The organism is Duganella vulcania (assembly GCF_009857655.1).
Classification (GTDB): Bacteria; Pseudomonadota; Gammaproteobacteria; order Burkholderiales; family Burkholderiaceae_D; genus Rugamonas; species Rugamonas vulcania.
Map to the genome: position 1 here is coordinate 72,198 of NZ_WWCX01000009.1, position 16,807 is coordinate 89,004.

General features: G+C 65.1%; 15 protein-coding genes. 9 read left to right on the top strand and 6 right to left on the bottom strand.

What is annotated here, in order from left to right:
• Positions 1 to 52: 52 nt before the first annotated feature.
• Positions 53 to 775, bottom strand: a complete 723-nt coding sequence (locus GTP90_RS08805; RefSeq protein ID WP_161083143.1) for a hypothetical protein — start codon at positions 773 to 775, stop codon at positions 53 to 55.
• A gap of 112 nt (positions 776 to 887) precedes the next feature.
• Entirely contained in the window at positions 888 to 1,976 is a 1,089-nt protein-coding gene (locus tag GTP90_RS08810) for a serine/threonine protein kinase (protein ID WP_161083144.1), read from the bottom strand.
• Between the two features lie 63 nt (positions 1,977 to 2,039).
• On the opposite strand from GTP90_RS08810, the gene GTP90_RS08815 reads away from it, so the two are divergent.
• Positions 2,040 to 2,735 (top strand): UPF0149 family protein, encoded by a 696-nt coding sequence (locus GTP90_RS08815; protein ID WP_161083145.1) that lies wholly within the window; start codon positions 2,040 to 2,042, stop codon positions 2,733 to 2,735.
• A gap of 4 nt (positions 2,736 to 2,739) precedes the next feature.
• Complete coding sequence (locus tag GTP90_RS08820) at positions 2,740 to 3,585, top strand: carboxylesterase family protein (RefSeq protein WP_161083146.1); 846 nt, start codon at positions 2,740 to 2,742, stop codon at positions 3,583 to 3,585.
• A gap of 7 nt (positions 3,586 to 3,592) precedes the next feature.
• Here GTP90_RS08820 and GTP90_RS08825 read toward each other — a convergent pair whose 3' ends face one another.
• From GTP90_RS08825 to orn, 4 genes are all read right to left on the bottom strand, one after another.
• A complete protein-coding gene (locus GTP90_RS08825) occupies positions 3,593 to 4,180 on the bottom strand; it encodes a protein-S-isoprenylcysteine O-methyltransferase (protein WP_161083147.1) in 588 nt (195 codons plus the stop codon).
• A gap of 127 nt (positions 4,181 to 4,307) precedes the next feature.
• Entirely contained in the window at positions 4,308 to 5,282 is a 975-nt protein-coding gene (locus GTP90_RS08830; RefSeq protein WP_175048021.1) for a hypothetical protein, read from the bottom strand.
• Positions 5,283 to 5,362: 80 nt separating this feature from the next.
• The gene (locus tag GTP90_RS08835; protein WP_161083148.1) at positions 5,363 to 6,373 is read right to left on the bottom strand and encodes a DUF1176 domain-containing protein; all 1,011 of its coding nucleotides are present in this window, start codon (positions 6,371 to 6,373) and stop codon (positions 5,363 to 5,365) included.
• A 63-nt stretch (positions 6,374 to 6,436) separates the two neighbouring features.
• A complete protein-coding gene (gene orn, locus GTP90_RS08840; protein WP_175048022.1) occupies positions 6,437 to 7,033 on the bottom strand; it encodes an oligoribonuclease in 597 nt (198 codons plus the stop codon).
• Positions 7,034 to 7,086: 53 nt separating this feature from the next.
• Between orn and GTP90_RS08845 the strand changes: the two genes are divergently transcribed.
• The 7 genes from GTP90_RS08845 (at position 7,087) to GTP90_RS08875 (ending at position 16,788) form a co-directional block, all read left to right on the top strand.
• Positions 7,087 to 8,349, top strand: coding sequence for a M48 family metallopeptidase (locus GTP90_RS08845; RefSeq protein ID WP_161083149.1), 1,263 nt, complete (start codon positions 7,087 to 7,089; stop codon positions 8,347 to 8,349).
• Positions 8,346 to 8,705: a 4a-hydroxytetrahydrobiopterin dehydratase gene (locus GTP90_RS08850; RefSeq protein WP_161083150.1), complete on the top strand. Its 360-nt coding sequence runs from the start codon at positions 8,346 to 8,348 to the stop codon at positions 8,703 to 8,705. Before GTP90_RS08845 ends, GTP90_RS08850 begins: the two co-directional genes overlap by 4 nt.
• On the top strand, positions 8,702 to 9,616 hold the full coding sequence (rsgA, locus tag GTP90_RS08855) for a ribosome small subunit-dependent GTPase A (RefSeq protein WP_161083151.1): 915 nt from the start codon (positions 8,702 to 8,704) through the stop codon (positions 9,614 to 9,616). The genes GTP90_RS08850 and rsgA overlap by 4 nt, the downstream gene beginning before the upstream one ends.
• 85 nt (positions 9,617 to 9,701) lie before the next feature.
• Positions 9,702 to 12,536, top strand: a complete 2,835-nt coding sequence (locus tag GTP90_RS08860; RefSeq protein ID WP_161083152.1) for an ATP-binding protein — start codon at positions 9,702 to 9,704, stop codon at positions 12,534 to 12,536.
• 137 nt (positions 12,537 to 12,673) lie between these two features.
• On the top strand, positions 12,674 to 13,603 hold the full coding sequence (gene argF / locus GTP90_RS08865; RefSeq protein WP_161083153.1) for an ornithine carbamoyltransferase: 930 nt from the start codon (positions 12,674 to 12,676) through the stop codon (positions 13,601 to 13,603).
• Positions 13,604 to 13,627: 24 nt separating this feature from the next.
• Complete coding sequence (locus GTP90_RS08870) at positions 13,628 to 14,860, top strand: argininosuccinate synthase (protein ID WP_117015304.1); 1,233 nt, start codon at positions 13,628 to 13,630, stop codon at positions 14,858 to 14,860.
• A 113-nt stretch (positions 14,861 to 14,973) separates the two neighbouring features.
• A complete protein-coding gene (locus tag GTP90_RS08875) occupies positions 14,974 to 16,788 on the top strand; it encodes a methyl-accepting chemotaxis protein (protein WP_161083154.1) in 1,815 nt (604 codons plus the stop codon).
• The last annotated feature ends 19 nt before the right edge of the window (positions 16,789 to 16,807 follow it).

The window sequence follows — 16,807 nt, forward strand, 5'->3', positions numbered from 1 at the left end:
AAGCAAGCCGAACCGCAAGGAGAGCGGGAAATACCCGCCAATTCGGCAGATCCTAGATCTTGGGCACAGGCACCTGCCGGCGTTTTTCCATCTCGTCCTGGCGCTCTTTCTCGGCCAGCGCCTCCACCGCCGCAGCTTCGCGGCTATGCGCAACGAAGTCCACCAGGCTGACCTCCATCACCCGGAACTCGGCGCCCTGGTTCGAAGACTCCGTCAGCATGACGGCCACCGTCTGACGGCACATCTCATAACTGCTGGCGAAACGGTTGTAATTGACATTTCCGGCGACAGCCACCTTGCAAATATCCGGGCTGTCGTTGGGCTTGTATCGATTCGACTCCAGGGACATCCACTCAAGCGGCCCCAGCTGTCCACCGTGTTTGGTGATCGGTCCGTATTTTGCTATCAGGGCCTTTTCCATTTCAGCGCGCGATACCGGCTGGTCGAACCGCTCGCGGCGGGCGATGGCCTCCACGGTGCTGGTCTGCTGTGTAAAACCGACCTTAACGTAGCCCTTCTCATTCGGCAACATCCCAGGCCTCGGCACCAGATTCTGGTATTCGCGCCTCTGCGGGCGGGCCGGCATGCCAAGCCGCGCCACATAGTCCTCCTTGGCGACCAGCTTATAGCCCAGTCCGGTGAGCACTTTGTCGATTTGCGCCGGCGTATCGCCGATTTTGATACCCAGGGTTTCCATCACGGCGGGCGATTTCTGCGCGTGGGCGGCGGCCGTCAAGGACAGCAACAAGGCAAATGGCAGACTACGTTTCAGCATGGTTTTCCTTTGAAAGGTCGGGCGCTCATGGGCGCAATGATTTTTACATTAACCTTGCCTACTTTACACCATTCTGAAATTATCCAGCAGCACGATAACACCATGCAGATCGCTAGACCGGCAGCGGCGGCTCGTCCATCAGCGAGATCTGCTCCTTGAGCTCCAGGATGCGGTCCTGCCAGTAGCGCTGGGTGTTAAACCACGGGAAAGCCACCGGGAAGGCGGGATCGTCCCAGCGCCGCGCCAGCCAGGCCGAATAATGGATCAGCCGCAGCGTGCGCAGCGCTTCCACCAGATGCAGCTGGCGCGGCTCGAATTCGCAGAAATCCTCGTAGCCGGCCAGGATATCGCTCATCTGGCGCACCTGGTCGGCGCGCTCGCCGGACAGCATCATCCACAGATCCTGGATCGCCGGCCCCATGCGGCTGTCGTCGAAGTCGACGAAATGCGGACCGGCGTCGGTCCACAGCACGTTGCCGCCGTGGCAATCGCCGTGCAGGCGCAGCTGCGGCAGCTCGCCGGCGCGGTCGTAGCAGCGGCGCACGCCATCCAGCGCCTGCGCCGAGACGCTGGCGTAGGCCTCCTTCAAATCGGGCGGAATGAACTGGTTGGCCTGCAGATAGTCGCAAGGCTCGGTGCCGAAGGTGGCGATGTCGATCGCCGGCCGCTCCAGATAGGGCTTGATCGCGCCCACCGCGTGGATGCGGGCGATGAAGCGCCCGGTCCACTCCAGCACCGACGGATCGCTGAGCTCGGGCGCGCGGCCGCCGTGGCGGGTGAACACGGCGAAACGGAAGCCGTTGAAGTGATGCAGCGTGGCCCGCTGCGGACCCAGCGGCAGCGCCGGCACCACCGGGATCTCGCGCGCGGCCAGCTCCTCGGTGAAGGCATGCTCCTCCAGGATGGCCGCGTCGCTCCAGCGGCCCGGACGGTAAAACTTCACCACCAGCGGCTGCGCGTCCTCGATGCCGACCTGGTAGACGCGGTTTTCATAGCTGTTCAGCGCCAGCAGGCGGCCATCGCCATGCAAGCCGATGCTGTCGAGCGCGTCCAGCACGCACTCGGGATTGAGCGCGGAATACGGATGCGGCGCCTGTTCCTGCAAGCTGTCGGCCGCGCCGGCCAGCGCGTCGGCCATGCCGGCGGCCAGCGCCGCGGCGCGGGCGTCTTCTTCTTCGTCGTCGAAATGATCTTGGTTCATCCCCGCATTGTACGGGGCGCGGCGTGTATACTGTCGGCTTCCATCCAATAAAAAGAGCAAGCCATGCAACTCGACCAGCCACTGAGCGAAAAAGAATTCGACGAATTAGACAACTTCCTGCTGTCCGACCGCAGCCCCGAGGATGCGATGACGATGGATATGCTGCACGGCTATCTGACCGCCATCGCCATCGGCCCGGAAACCATCATGCCGGCCGAATGGCTCAAGCGCGTATGGGGCCAGGAAGACACCGACATCCCGAAATTCAAGAACGAGAAGGAAGAGGAACGCATCCTCAACCTGATCATGCGCTTCATGAACGAAGTGCTGGTGACGTTCGAAGTGGCGCCGAAGGAATTCGAGCCGCTGTTCGTCGAGCACGAGCACGAAGGCCAGACCCTGATCGACGCCGAAGCCTGGTGCTGGGGCTTCTGGGAAGGCATGGAGCTGCGTCCGGGTTCGTGGGACGAGATCTGGGAATCGGACGTGCAGGAACTGATGAAGCCGATCTACCTGCTGGGCGCCGACGAGATCGAGGAAGAGGAACTGCCGCTGGTGGAAGATCCGGTCAAGGCGCACAAGCTGGCGCAGGAACTGGAAGCGAACCTGCCGGCCATCTACAAGTTCTGGGTACCGCGCCGCAAGGCCGCCGTCACCACCCTGGTGCGCGACGAGCCCAAGGTCGGCCGCAACGACGACTGCCCTTGCGGCAGCGGCAAGAAGTACAAGAAGTGCCACGGCGCCGACAAGGCGGAATAAGCCGATGGCCTTGCGTGGTGTCGTCCTCGCGCTGATGCTGGCGGCCGGCTGTGCCTGCGCCGCCCAGCCCGAACTGCTGACCGACCGGACCACGCCTGCCCGCCAGGCGTCCGACGCGGCCTTGCTCAAATCCCTGAGCCGCGACGTGTTCCTCAACGGCGCCTACGCCGGCCCCACCGGCAGGCTGGCCTATCGCCTGATGCCGCCGGCCGACGTCCAGTCCGGCAAGCGCTATCCGCTGGTCATCGTACTGCACGGCTCCGGCGCCATCGGCAACGACAACGCCAGCCAGCTCGGCGCGCTGGCCATGTCGTGGACCGCGCCGGCCATCGGCAAGCGTTATCCCGCCTACATCCTGGTGCCGCAATTTGCCGAGCGCAGCGCCAACTACGCGCCATCGGCCGCCGACGGACTGCTGGCCTCCCGCCCCGGCCCCAACCTGCCGACCTTGGCCGCGCTGGTGGACAACCTGAAACCCCAATTCGCCATCGACCCGGAGCGCATCTACATCACCGGTTTCTCGATGGGCGCCTCCGCCGCCACGCAGGCGGTGCTGCAACGGCGGGACCTGTTCGCCGCCGCTGTCGCCTTCTCGGGCATCGCGCCCGAGCGCGCCACCGCAGCGCAGCTGAAAGACCTGCCGCTGCTGCTGGTGCACGGCGACGCCGACACCGAGAACCCCATCGAGCCGGACCGCGCGCTGTTCGCCGCCCTGCAGCGCCAGCCCGGCGGCGCCAAGGCCCGCATGCTGGAGTACCGCGGCATGGAGCACACCGTGCCCGCCGACATGCTGCTGGCCCCGGACTGGCGCGACTGGCTGTTCGACCAGCGGCAGGGCGAGGGCCGGTAAGCCAGTCCTACCCCCGGCTGGGGAGCAGGCGTCCGGTGCGTTTCTGGTAATCGGCGTATTGATGGCCGAAGTGATCCAGCATCATTTTCTCTTCGTAGTCGATCCGCAGATTGTACAAAACCAGGAACGCCAACAGGAAGGCCGGGCCGGCGATCCAATTCCCAAGCAGCAGCAACTGAGCCAGTCCCATCAGGAACACGCCGGTGTACATCGGGTGGCGGATGTTTTTATACACGCCCTCGGACACCAGCACATGGGCATCCTTGACTTCCAGCGTCGGTGAAAACTGCCGTCCCAGGTCGGCGTGCGAGCGCCAGAACAACCACAGCCCGGCCACGGCGATCGCGCTGCCGATCCATCCCGCGACGGGAGCGACCGTGTGGTTGGCGACGTCCAGCCAGGGGGAAACGAAATAAATCAAAGGCAGCGTCACCGATCCGGTGAAGACCAGCGTCAGGCAGAATTTTTCTTTCGCGTTGGTGCGCGACTCGACCGCCTTGATTTTCTTCCCGTGATACTCGCGGGGAAAGCGGATCAGGAAACTGACAAACACCATCGCGATAAACACATAATCAAAAACAGTCAAGTGGCGCATCGGGCATTCCTTCGAAGGACAACATCAACACCTGGGGTCAAGTCTGGCATTCGGACACGAGCTGTGCCGTAAGCGGCCGCTGACGGCACAGCTCGTGTCCGAATGCCAGACTTGACCCCAATCGGAGTTACTCCACCGTCAGCTCGTCGGGCACGTTGTAGACGAAGGCTTTGCTGTCGAACATCAGCTTCCACGACTTCGCTTCCATCGGCGCGCCGTACTGCGTGCCTTTGACGCTGACCGTCAACGGACCAGGCAACGGGCCGGCCACGTCGGCGGTGCGGTAGGTCCAGCGGCTGTGCTCGCAGCGCAGCGGCTCGGTCTCGTCCATCGCCTCGGCCTCGTGCACCTCCTGCTCGGTGGTCTGCTCCTGGTTGCCCATCGCCTCCACCGCCTTGCGCCACGTTTCGTGCTCGGCGTTGGCCTGCGCGCAGTCGCCCGGCTCGGCATCGACCGCCGCCTTGAAGCGCGCCAGCAAGGCGATCTCGTCGCCATGCGGCGCCAGCATCACGTTGCTGACCATGACTTGCTCATTGCTCGGCTTGGTGCCGTTCTGCACCTTCAGCACCCAGCCCCAGGTGCGCTCGGACAAGGCTTCAAAGCGCACCTTCTCCGGCGTCACCGGCACGTCGCTTTCGTAGCGGAACGGCGAGCTGATCTCGACCAGTCCGCCACCGGGCTTGGTGTCGGCGCGGATCTGGAACACGCCGTAGAAATTGCGGCCGTCGCCCTTGAGCGAGACGCCGCTGGCCACAAAGAACAGCTCGTCGCTGGCGCCCACCGCCTCGATCCGCGCCTGCTGGATCACCCGCACCAGGAACGGTTCGTTGGATTCATCCACATACACCCAGCCTTTTTTCTCCTGCGAGTATTTGCCGTAGGTGCGCGTCATCGCCTCGTCGATCGAGGCCGCCTCGTCGATCTTGATCAGCTGCGGTTCGGTGCTGGCCTTGTAGAACACCGCCGCCACCAGCGCGATCAACAGCACACCCAGCACGGCCAGCGTGTACAACACATAACGGCTCCACTTGCGGCGCTTGGGCGGCGGCGGAGTTTGGATGGGAGCGTGCTCGGCGACACCAGGCTCAATCAGATCAGACATAATATTTCCCGCAAAGAGATTGCTAATTTAACATTTGCAGAATTTTAATGCCAAAAGGAAAAACCCCGCGCGCGATACACTCACTTGACTTCCCGCGCCACCCAGTCGCGCAGCGGGACGCCGCCCGGCATGCCCCGGCACAAATAGCCCTGCGTCGCCTCGGTCAGCTGGAAGCCCTGCGCCGTCCAGACCCAGGTCCAGAAGCTGGCGCAATCGAACAGTCCCCGCCCCTTGGCGTAGCTGCTCAACTTGCCGCCTTCAAGCGACGCGTTCATCAGGCCGCCTTCCTTCATGCCCGGCAGTTCCAGCGGCTTGAGGTTGTAAGGCGGCTTGTCGCGAGCCACCCACAGCCCGTAGCCTGACTGGTAAGCCGCGCGGTCGCACTCCAGCAACACCAGCACCTTGCCGCCCGGCAGGCGGTAGATGCTCTGGTCGCCGCCGGAATCCCCGCGCGCCACTTCGCAGTCCTCAACGGATATCGTCTTGACGATGGCGGCCAGCAGCTTCTCGTCGCCTTTTTGCGCGGGTGGCAGCGGCACCGGCCGCACCGTCGGCGGCGCCAGCGCCGGCAGCACCTCGCTGGCCGGCCGCATGCCCGCCTTGACCAGCGCCGTGACCGTACCCACCCGTCCCTGCACGTCGTCCATCTTCAACAGCACCGCCTTCAGGCCGGACAGCGACAGCAGCCATTGATGCTTCCCGCTCGACACCTTGGCCGACTCGGCGTTCAGCAACTGCGGCATCAGGCGCGCGATCTGTTCCGCCGTCAATCCGGTGTCCGCCTTCAAGCCGCCCAGCGCCAGCTTGCCGACCGTGATGGTCAAGGGGCCGGCATCCTTGTCGTCCGGCGTCACCACCATCAGCTTGGCCTCCAGCGCGCCGGCGGCGCCGGCATCGCGTCCCAGCCACAGCGCCACCGGCGCGCTCTCCGACTCCTCGCTCTGGAAGCCGACCGCCTCGCAGCGGCGCGTGTTATCGCAGGCCACTTCCCAATCCTTGGCGCCGAAGCGGGTGCCGTTGTAGGGAGCTGCGCCGGCGGACAAGGCGGTGGCCAGCGCCGACGTTATCAAAACCAGTTTCAATATTTTCATGCTTTTCCCCACAGGCGAAAAAAAAACAGGTTCGACGGAACCTGTTTCGATGAAGCGCGCGGCTTACAGCTTGATGAAATGCTCGCGGTAGTATTTCAGCTCGTCGATCGACTCGATGATGTCGGCCATCGCGGTGTGCTTCTGATGCTTCTTGAAGCCGCCGACGATTTCCGGTTTCCAGCGCTTGCACAGCTCCTTCAGCGTCGACACGTCGATGTTCCGATAGTGGAAATACGCTTCCAGCTTCGGCATGTAGCGCACCATGAAGCGGCGGTCCTGGCCGATGGTGTTGCCGCACATCGGCGCCTTGCCCTTCGGCACCCACAGCTTCATGAACTTGATCAGTTCCTCTTCCGCCTGGGCCTCGGTGACGGTCGACGCCTTGACGCGGTCGATCAGGCCCGAGCGGCCGTGCGTGCCCTTGTTCCAGGCGTCCATCTTGTCCAGCGTCTCGTCGCTCTGGTGGATCGCGAACACCGGCCCCTCGGCCAGCACGTTCAGGTGCATGTCGGTGACCACCACGGCCACCTCGATGATGCGGTCGGTGTCCGGCTCCAGGCCGGTCATTTCCATGTCCACCCAGACCAGGTTGAATTCGTTCTGGCGCGGGGTGATGGCCTCTGGTGCGGAACCTTCTGGCAAATCGTTAGCTTGTGACATAATTCTCTCTTGGCTTCATTAATCCGAATCCGCCATTTTCTCACAGGCATAGAATGTATTCACTCGCGTTTTCGATTTTGTTTGTATCTTTCATCATTTTGACGCTGATCGTGCGCTTCTGGCTCGCCTCGCGCCATATCCGCCATGTGCTGGCGCACCGCAACGCCGTGCCGGCCGAATTCGCCGAGAAAATCCCCCTGTCCGCCCACCAGAAGGCCGCCGACTACACCGTCGCCCGCACCAAGTTCGGCCTGGTCACCCTGCTGGTCAACACCCTGGTGCTGGTCGGCTTCACGCTGCTGGGCGGCCTGCAATGGCTGTCGGTGGAAATCCTCAAGCTGACCGGCCCCGGCATGGTCTACCAGCTGGCGCTGCTGGCGGCGTTCGCCGCCGTGTCCGGCATCATCGACCTGCCGTTCGACTACTACAAGCAGTTCGGCCTGGAGCAGCGCTTCGGCTTCAACAAGATGACACCCGGCCTGTTCTTCGCCGACATGGTCAAGGGTCTGCTGCTGGGCGCGGCCATCGGCCTGCCGCTGGTGTGGGTCATGCTGACGCTGATGGAAAAATCCGGCAACCTGTGGTGGCTGTACGCCTGGCTGGTGTGGAGCGGCTTCCAGCTGCTGATGATGGTGCTGTTCCCGACCGTGATCGCGCCGCTGTTCAACAAGTTCACGCCGCTGGAAGACCAGTCGCTCAAGGCCCGCATCGAAGGCCTGATGAGCCGCGTCGGCTTCGCCTCCAAGGGCCTGTTCGTGATGGACGGCTCCAAGCGCAGCGCCCACGGCAACGCCTACTTCTCCGGCTTCGGCGCCAACAAGCGCATCGTGTTCTTCGACACCCTGCTCTCGCGCCTGCAGCCGCAGGAAATCGAGGCGGTGCTGGCGCACGAGCTGGGCCACTTCAAACTCAAGCACATCATCAAGCGCATCAGCATGATGTTCGCGATCTCGCTGGCCTTCCTGGCGCTGCTGGGCTACCTGAAGAACCAGGTCTGGTTCTACACCGGCCTGGGCGTCGATCCGATGCCGGGCCAGGGCAACGACGCCATGGTGCTGCTGCTGTTCATGCTGGTGCTGCCGGTGTTCACCTTCCTGTTCGGCCCGCTGACCTCGATCAGCTCGCGCAAGCATGAGTTCGAAGCCGACGCCTTCGCCGCCCAGCACACCGACGCCCGCGACCTGGTCTCGGCGCTGGTCAAGATGTACGAGGACAACGCCTCCACCCTGACGCCGGACCCGCTGCACTCGGCCTTCTATGACTCGCACCCGCCGGCCAGCGTGCGCATCCGTCACCTGCACGCGGCGGCCGCATGATCGCCAGCCACGCAGACCTGTTGAACAACCGCAGCCGTCCGGCCAAGGACGCGCTCGGCACCGACGAGGCCGCACGCCTGCTGGCGCTGCTGCCCGGCTGGTCGCTGCAAGACGGCAAGCTGGTCCGCACCTTCGACTTCACCAACTACTATCGCACCATGGCCTTCGTCAACGCGCTGGCCTACCTGAGCCACGCCGAAGACCACCACCCGGAAATGACCGTGACTTACAAAAACTGCACCGTCCGCTACGACACCCACTCGGTCAACCAAGGCCGGGGCGGCCTGTCCGACAACGACTTCATCTGCGCGGCCAAGGCCGGCGCGCTGTACCAGACGGCGGCGGTCCAGCCATGAGCCAGCAAGCCAACCAGCAACTGACCGCCACCATCATCGCCGCCCACGGCCGCCACTACCTGGCCGAGGCGGATGGCGTCAAGCTGCAATGCGTCACGCGCGGCAAGAAGACCAACGTCGCCGTCGGCGACCTGGTCCGCATCACCTTGACCTCGCCCGACCAGGGCGTGATCGACAAGATCGAGGAACGCAAGACCCTGCTCTACCGCTCGGACCAGTACAAGTCCAAGCTGCTGGCGGCCAACCTGACGCAGTTGTTCATCGTGGTCGCCACCGAGCCCGGCTTCGCCGACGATCTCGTCTCGCGCTCGCTGGTGGCGGCCGAGGCGGCCGGCATCACCGCCCGCCTGATCCTCAACAAGACCGACGTCACCGAATCGCTGGAGCGCACCCGCGAGCGCCTGCAGCCGTACGCCTCGCTGGGCTACCCGGTGCACGAGGTCTCGGCCAAGGCGCGCCCCGACGAAGCGCTGGCGGTGCTGAAGCCGCTGCTGGCCGGCCAGTCGTCGATCCTGATCGGCCAGTCCGGCATGGGCAAATCCTCGCTGATCAACCTGCTGGTGCCGGACGCCGACATCGCCGTGCGCGAGATTTCCGCCGCACTCGACACCGGCAAGCACACCACCACCTTCACCCGGCTGTACCAGCTGCCGGAACTGGGCGCCGGGTCGTCCATCATCGACTCGCCCGGCTTCCAGGAGTTCGGCCTGTACCACCTGAGCGAAGGCATGCTGGAGCGCGCCTTCGTGGACTTCGAGCCCTACCTCGGCCAGTGCAAGTTCTACAACTGCCGCCACCTGATCGAGCCGCAATGCGCGATCCTGGCCGCCGTCGCCGAAGGCAAGATCGCCAGGATGCGCCACACGCTGTACGGTCAACTGTTGCATGAATCGTCGCAAACCCTATATTAAAAAAAACAATTGTCGTAGCACACGCACAATCTGCATTTGCGGACTATAATTCTCCAAGGCAATTATCTGCGGCCCGAGGACCCCGATGGACATGTACGCGGTCGACGACGAAGTAGCGCACTGGGAAGCGGCCCTGCAGCCGCTGCGGGGACCTGCGCGCCTGCCGGTGCTGGTGCCGCTGGCCTGGCACCTGCGCCAGCGCGACACCGACCGCGCCGTCGCCCTGGCCGCCGAGGGCCGCCAGCTGCTGCCCGCCACCGCGCTGCCGCCGGACGACCTGTGCCTCATCTCCGCCCGCCTGCAGCTGGTGCAGGCCGAAGCGGTCTGGCTGGCCGGTGAACTGGACGACGCCGACGCCCTCGTGGCCCTCTGCCACGAACAGCTCTCGCGCCTGGACGACCACGAAGGCCGCGCCGACGTCCACTGGCTGCGCGCCTGGATCGCCATCGACCGCGGCGACCACCGCACCGGCGAACACGAACTGGAACTGATGGCCGCCGCCGCCCGCGCATGCGGCGACGCACAGCGCGCCGACATCGCCGAAGCGGCCATTGCCCGCTGGGCCGTGTTGCAGGACCTGCGCTCGGCCGAACAACGCTGGGGCCAGCGCTTCGCCGCCGGCGAGGCGCCGCGGCATCCCGGCGTGGCGGCCTGGGTGTACGACTTCTTCGGCCTGTCGGCCAGCCAGCACAGCGACCATGGCACCGCCGCGCGCCACTACGTCCACTGCTACGAAACCGCGCTGGAGACGGGTCAGATTCGCATGGCCGTCATCGCCGCGATCAACATCGGCATCAATTTCACCATCCTCAACGACCACCACTCGTCGCTGGAATGGATGCAAAGCGCGCTCGATCTGGCGCGCCCCACCGGCTGGCCGCGCAGCATCGGCGCCTGCCTGATGCACACCGCCGAAACCATGCGCCGCCTGGGCCGGCTCGACGCCACCGAGGAATTGCTGAACGAGGCGCTGCAGATCATGACGCCGCTGCCGGGCGCGCGCAGCTACGCGCACGCGCTGTCCTACCTGGGCGACCTGGCGCTCGACAAGGCCGACTACGGCGCCGCGCTGGACGCCTTCCACCGCATGGCCGCGCGCGCCGACGCGCTGGGCCAGGCCGACTTCCAGTCGATCGCGCGGCGCGGCCAGGCGCACGCGCTGTGCTTCCTCGGCCGTCCACAGGAAGCGCTGGAGATGGCCGAGCGCGCGGTGGAGCTGGCGGCTGAACAGGCCAACCGCGACAACCACGTCGCCGCGCTGCGCGTGCTGTCGGTGATCCACGAGCGCCACGCGCTGCCGCCGCCGCCCGGCATGACCGAGCAAAACGCCACGCTGCACTACCTGCACCAGGCGCTGGACGTGGCCTCCGCCATCGACGGCTACACCCTGCCCGGCGACCTGCACGATGCGCTGGGCCGCGAGTACGCGCGGGTCGGCGACTACGCGGCGGCCTACCGCTCGGCGCAGGCGGCGGCCGCCGCGCGCCACAAGACCCACAGCCAGGAAGCCACCAGCCGCGCCATCGCCCTGCAAGTGCACCACCAGACCGAGCACGCCCGCGCCGAGGGCCAGCACCACCGCGAGCTGGCCGCCTCGGAGGCGCGCCGCGCCGAGGTGCTGCAGCAGATCAGCGACACGCTGGAGCGCCTGTCGGCCATCGGCCAGGAGATCACCACCCACCTCGACGCCGCCGCCGTGTTCCAGGCGCTCAACCGCCACGTCCAGGGCCTGCTGCCGGCGCACAGCTTCGCCATCTACCTGTGCGACGCCGGCGGCGCCACGGTCAGCCGCGCCTTCGGCATCGAGAACGGCCGCCCGCTGCCGACCAACACCATCGCCATCGACAACCCGCGCGCCAACTCGGCGCGTTGCGTGCGCGAGCGGCGCGAGATCTACGTCGAGGAAGCGGGGCCGGACGACATCTTCCTGGCGCCCGGCACCCAGCTGATGGTCAGCGCGCTGTACGTGCCGCTGGTGGTGGGCGAGCGCGCGCTGGGCGTGATGACGGTGCAGGCCATGCACGCGCGCGCCTATGGCGAACGCGAACGGCTGATCTTCCGCACGCTGTGCGCCTACGGCGCCATCGCGCTGGACAACGCCGAGGCCTACCGCCAGCTGAAGGACGCGCAAACCCAGCTGGTGTCGCAGGAGAAGCTGGCGGCATTGGGCTCCCTGATGGCCGGCGTGGCGCACGAACTGAACACCCCGATCGGCAACAGCCTGCTGATCGCCAGCACCCTGATCCAGAAAACCGAGGAGCTGGAAGCCCAGGTCAATGGCCCCGGCCTGCGCCGCTCCGAGCTGGCCGGCTACCTGGCCGACGCCCGCAAGGCGCACGAGCTGGTGATGCGCGGCCTGACCAGCGCGGCGGACCTGGTCAACAGTTTCAAGCAGGTGGCGGTCGACCGCACCACCGAGCAGCGCCGCGTGTTCAACCTGCAGCAGGTGTCGCACGAGGTGATCGCGACGATGATGAACCGCATCCGCGCCGCCAACCACCGCATCGAGATCGAGGTGCCGGCGCTGATCTCGATGGACAGCTATCCCGGCCCGCTCGGCCAGGTGATCGCCAATTTCATCAACAACGCGTTGCTGCACGCCTTCGCGCGCGATCGCAGCGGCGGCATGTGGCTGCAGGCGTCCACGCCGGCCGAGGGCCGGGTGCTGGTCACCTTCCGCGACAACGGCGGCGGCATCGCGCCGGAGCACATGTCGCGCATCTTCGATCCCTTCTTCACCACCAAGCTCGGTCAGGGCGGCAGCGGACTGGGACTGTCGATCAGCTACAACATTGTCACTTCGCTACTGGGCGGCCAGATCTCCGTCCACAGCTCGCGCGACGGCACCGCCTTCACCCTCGACCTGCCGCTGACGGCGCCCGAGCACAAGACCCCGGCCACCACGCAGATCTACACCTAGCAATGGCAAGGGCGCCACGCCTGTATAGACAGGAGAATCTGCGGCAATCCGCCCTATCCGCCGAATTGCCTTTATAATTGTCCGGCTAAGCCGGCGAGGCACACCGCCCCACGCCCGCACATCTGTCAGTCGTTACTATGCCTATCCAAAAACCGATCAAGCATTACCTGCAGTTTTCTGATTTTTCGTTAGCCGAATACGAATACGTGATTGAACGCGCGCACCTGATCAAGCGAAAATTCAAGAACTACGAAATCTACCACCCGCTGATCGACCGCACGCTGGTCATGGTGTTCGAGAAGAACTCCACCCGCACCCGCCTGTCCTTCGAGGCCGGCATGCACCAGCTGGGCGGCGCGGCGATCTACCTGAACACCCGCGATTCGCAGCTGGGCCGCGGCGAGCCGGTGGAAGACGCCGGCCAGGTGATGAGCCGCATGTGCGACATCATCATGGTGCGCACCTTCGGCCAGGACATCATCGAGCGTTTCGCCGCCAACTCGCGCGTGCCGGTGATTAATGGCCTGACCAACGAACACCATCCATGCCAGGTGTTCGCCGACATCTTCACCTACTACGAGCACCGCGGCCCGATCACCGGCAAGACCGTGGCCTGGGTGGGCGACGCCAACAACATGCTGTACTCCTGGCTGCAGGCGGCCGAGGTGTTCGGCTTCCACGTCAACGTATCCACGCCCAAGGGCTACGACATGGACATGTCGCTGGTCTCGACCGACCGCTACACCTTCTTCGACAACCCGTCCGACGCCTGCCAGGGCGCGCACCTGGTCAACACCGACGTCTGGACCAGCATGGGCTACGAAGAGGAAAACGCCGCCCGCCTGAAGGCCTTCGACGGCTGGATCGTCGACAGCGCCAAGATGGCGCGCGCCGCGCCGGACGCGCTGTTCATGCACTGCCTGCCCGCCCACCGCGGCGAGGAAGTCTCGGCGGAAGTCATCGACGGCCCGCAATCGGTGGTCTGGGACGAGGCGGAGAACCGCCTGCACGTACAGAAGGCGCTGATCGAATACCTGCTGATCGGCCGCGTCGACACCAACAACTAAACACTCCCACCAATTGGAACTAGCATGAGCGATATTAAAAAAGTAGTCCTCGCCTACTCGGGCGGCCTCGATACCTCCGTCATCCTCAAATGGCTGCAAGATAACTACCAGTGCGAAATCGTCACCTTCACCGCTGACCTGGGCCAGGGCGAAGAACTGGAACCGGCGCGCGCCAAGGCCATCAAGTTCGGCATCAAGCCTGAGAACATCTACATCGACGACGTGCGCGAAGAATTCGTGCGCGACTTCGTGTTCCCCATGTTCCGCGCCAACACCGTGTACGAAGGCGAATACCTGCTGGGCACCTCGATCGCGCGTCCGCTGATCGCCAAGCGCCTGATCGAGATCGCCAACGCCACCGGCGCCGACGCCATCTCGCACGGCGCCACCGGCAAGGGCAACGACCAGGTGCGCTTCGAGCTGGGCGCCTACGCGCTGAAGCCAGGCGTGAAGATCATCGCCCCATGGCGCGAATGGGACCTGCTGTCGCGCGAAAAACTGCTGAAGTACGCGGAAGATGCCGGCATCGAAATCGACATGAAGCACAAGAACGGCGGCGCGCCCTACTCGATGGACGCCAACCTGCTGCACATCTCCTTCGAAGGCCGCCACCTGGAAAACCCGAGCGCCGAAGCCGAGGAAACCATGTGGCGCTGGAGCGTCAGCCCTGAGGCGGCGCCGGACCAGGCGGAATACCTGGACATCGAATACGAGAAAGGCGACATCGTCGCCCTGAACGGCGTGCGCATGTCGCCGGCCACCGTGCTGACCGAACTGAATCGCCTGGGCGGCAAGCATGGCATCGGCCGCCTGGACCTGGTGGAGAACCGCTACGTCGGCATGAAGTCGCGCGGCTGCTACGAAACCCCTGGCGGCACCATCATGCTCAAGGCGCACCGCGCCATCGAGTCGATCACGCTGGACCGCGAAGTGGCCCACCTGAAGGACGACCTGATGCCGCGCTACGCCTCGATGATCTACAACGGCTACTGGTGGGCGCCGGAGCGCGTCGCCATCCAGACGCTGATCGACCACACCCAGGCCACCGTAAACGGCTGGGTGCGCGTGAAGCTCTACAAGGGCAATGTGATCGTCGTCTCGCGCGATTCGAAGACCGACTCCCTGTTTGATATGAACATCGCCACCTTCGACGAAGACGGCGGCGCCTACAACCAGGCCGACGCCGGTGGCTTCATCAAGTTGAACGCCCTGCGCATGCGCATCGCCGCCAACGCGCGCCTGAAGCGCGGCCAATAAGCCGGACATCGGCAGCAAACGAGGGACCGCCGATTGGCGGTCCTTTTTTTGTCCTCCACAATCGGCGGCAAAATGTTACATTGTTTCCACCACCAAGCCCCAGTGGAGCATCCATGCTAAAGAACGTCCGTATCAAGTCGAAACTCGCCATCGGTTTCGGCGCCGTCGTCGCCACCATCCTGGTGCTGCTGGCCATGGCCTATCTGAACTTCAGCAAGCTGTCCGAGGCCCGGCAGTGGGACCGGCACACGCTGGAGGTGCTGCACGAAGCCGACCGCACCTCGATCGCCGTGCTGGAACTGCAATCGGCCGAGCGAGGCTTTGTGCTCAGCGGCGACGAGAAGCTGCTGGCCGGCGGCGCCGAGGCTGAAGCCGCGCTGGAGCAACGCCTGCAACGGCTGCTGACGCTCACCGCGGACAATCCCGTCCAGCAGGAACGCCTGCGCCGGCTGCACACCATGGTCAACGAATGGCTCACGCAGGTCTACCATCCGCTGCTGGACAAGCGCCGCGCGCTGGGCCAGAACGCCAGCGCGGCCGACCAGCTGGGCCACGGCACCGAACTGCGCTCGGGCGCCCGCGACGTCGGCGCCATCCGCGCCCTGATCGACGAAGCCGCCGCCGACGAAACCCGCCTGCTCGACGGCCGCACGCGCACCTCGCACAACCTGCAGCAGACCATGTCGCTGGTGCTGATCCTGGGCGGCGGCTTGTGCGTGGCGCTGGCCATCGTCATCGGCCTGGTGCTGGCGGGCGCGCTGCTGGCGCCATTGAACAACCTGACCCACGCGCTGGGCCGCATCGCCGCCGGCGAACAGTCGGCGCGGGCGGCGGTGCTGTCGGGCGATGAAATGGGCCAGGTGACGGGGGAATTCAACCGCATGGCGCAGGCCATCCAGGACAGCCAGGCCAGCGAACTGGCGGCCACCAATCTGCTCAAGTCCAAGGTCGACGCGCTGCTCCGCGTGGTGTCCAGGGCCGCCGCCGGCGACCTGACCGGCAAGATCGACGTGGCCGGCGACGACGCCATCGGCCAGTTGGCGCATGGCCTGGACCGCATGTTCGAAAACCTGCGCGCCTTGCTCAACAACGTGCAGAAGGCCGGCATCCAGGTCACCACATCGGCCACCGAGATCGCCGCCTCGGCCAAGCAGCAGGAGGCCACCGGCATCGAGCACGCCCAGACCAGCGCCGAGGTGCTCGCCACCACCAAGGAAATCTCGGCCAGCACCTCGCAGCTGTTGAAGACCATGGAGGACGCCACCGCGGTGGCCGACTACACCACCAGCGCCACCGCCGACGCCCAGACCAACCTGCGCCGCATGGACAACACCATGCAGCACATGGTCTCGGCCACCGATTCGATCAACGCCAAGCTGGCGGCGTTGTCGGAGAAGGCCTCCAACATCAACAGCGTCCTGGTCACCATCACCAAGGTGGCCGACCAGACCAACATCCTCTCGCTCAACGCCGCCATCGAGGCCGAAAAGGCCGGCGAGGCGGGACGCGGCTTCTCCGTGGTGGCCACCGAAATCCGCCGCCTGGCCGACCAGACCTCGGTCTCCACCTGGGACATCGAGCAGATGCTCAAGGAGATGCAGTCGGCGGTGTCGGCCAGCGTGATGGGCATGGACAAATTCTCGGAAGAGATACGCCGCAGCGTCGGCGAGGTGCGCCAGGTGACGGACCAGCTGTCCGGCGTGATGGACCAGGTGCAGAAACTGGCGCCGCAGTTCGACGTGGTGCTCCAGGGGATGCAGTCGCAGGCGGTGGGCGCGCAGCAGATATCCGAAACCATGATGCAGCTGAACGACGCCACCCGCCAGACGGTGGAATCGCTCAAGGCCACCAGCGAAGCGGTGCACCAGCTGCAGTACGCGGCGGGCGATCTGCAATCGAGCGTCGCCAACTTTGCGGTCACGGCTTGAAGCGTGGGACAATGCCGCA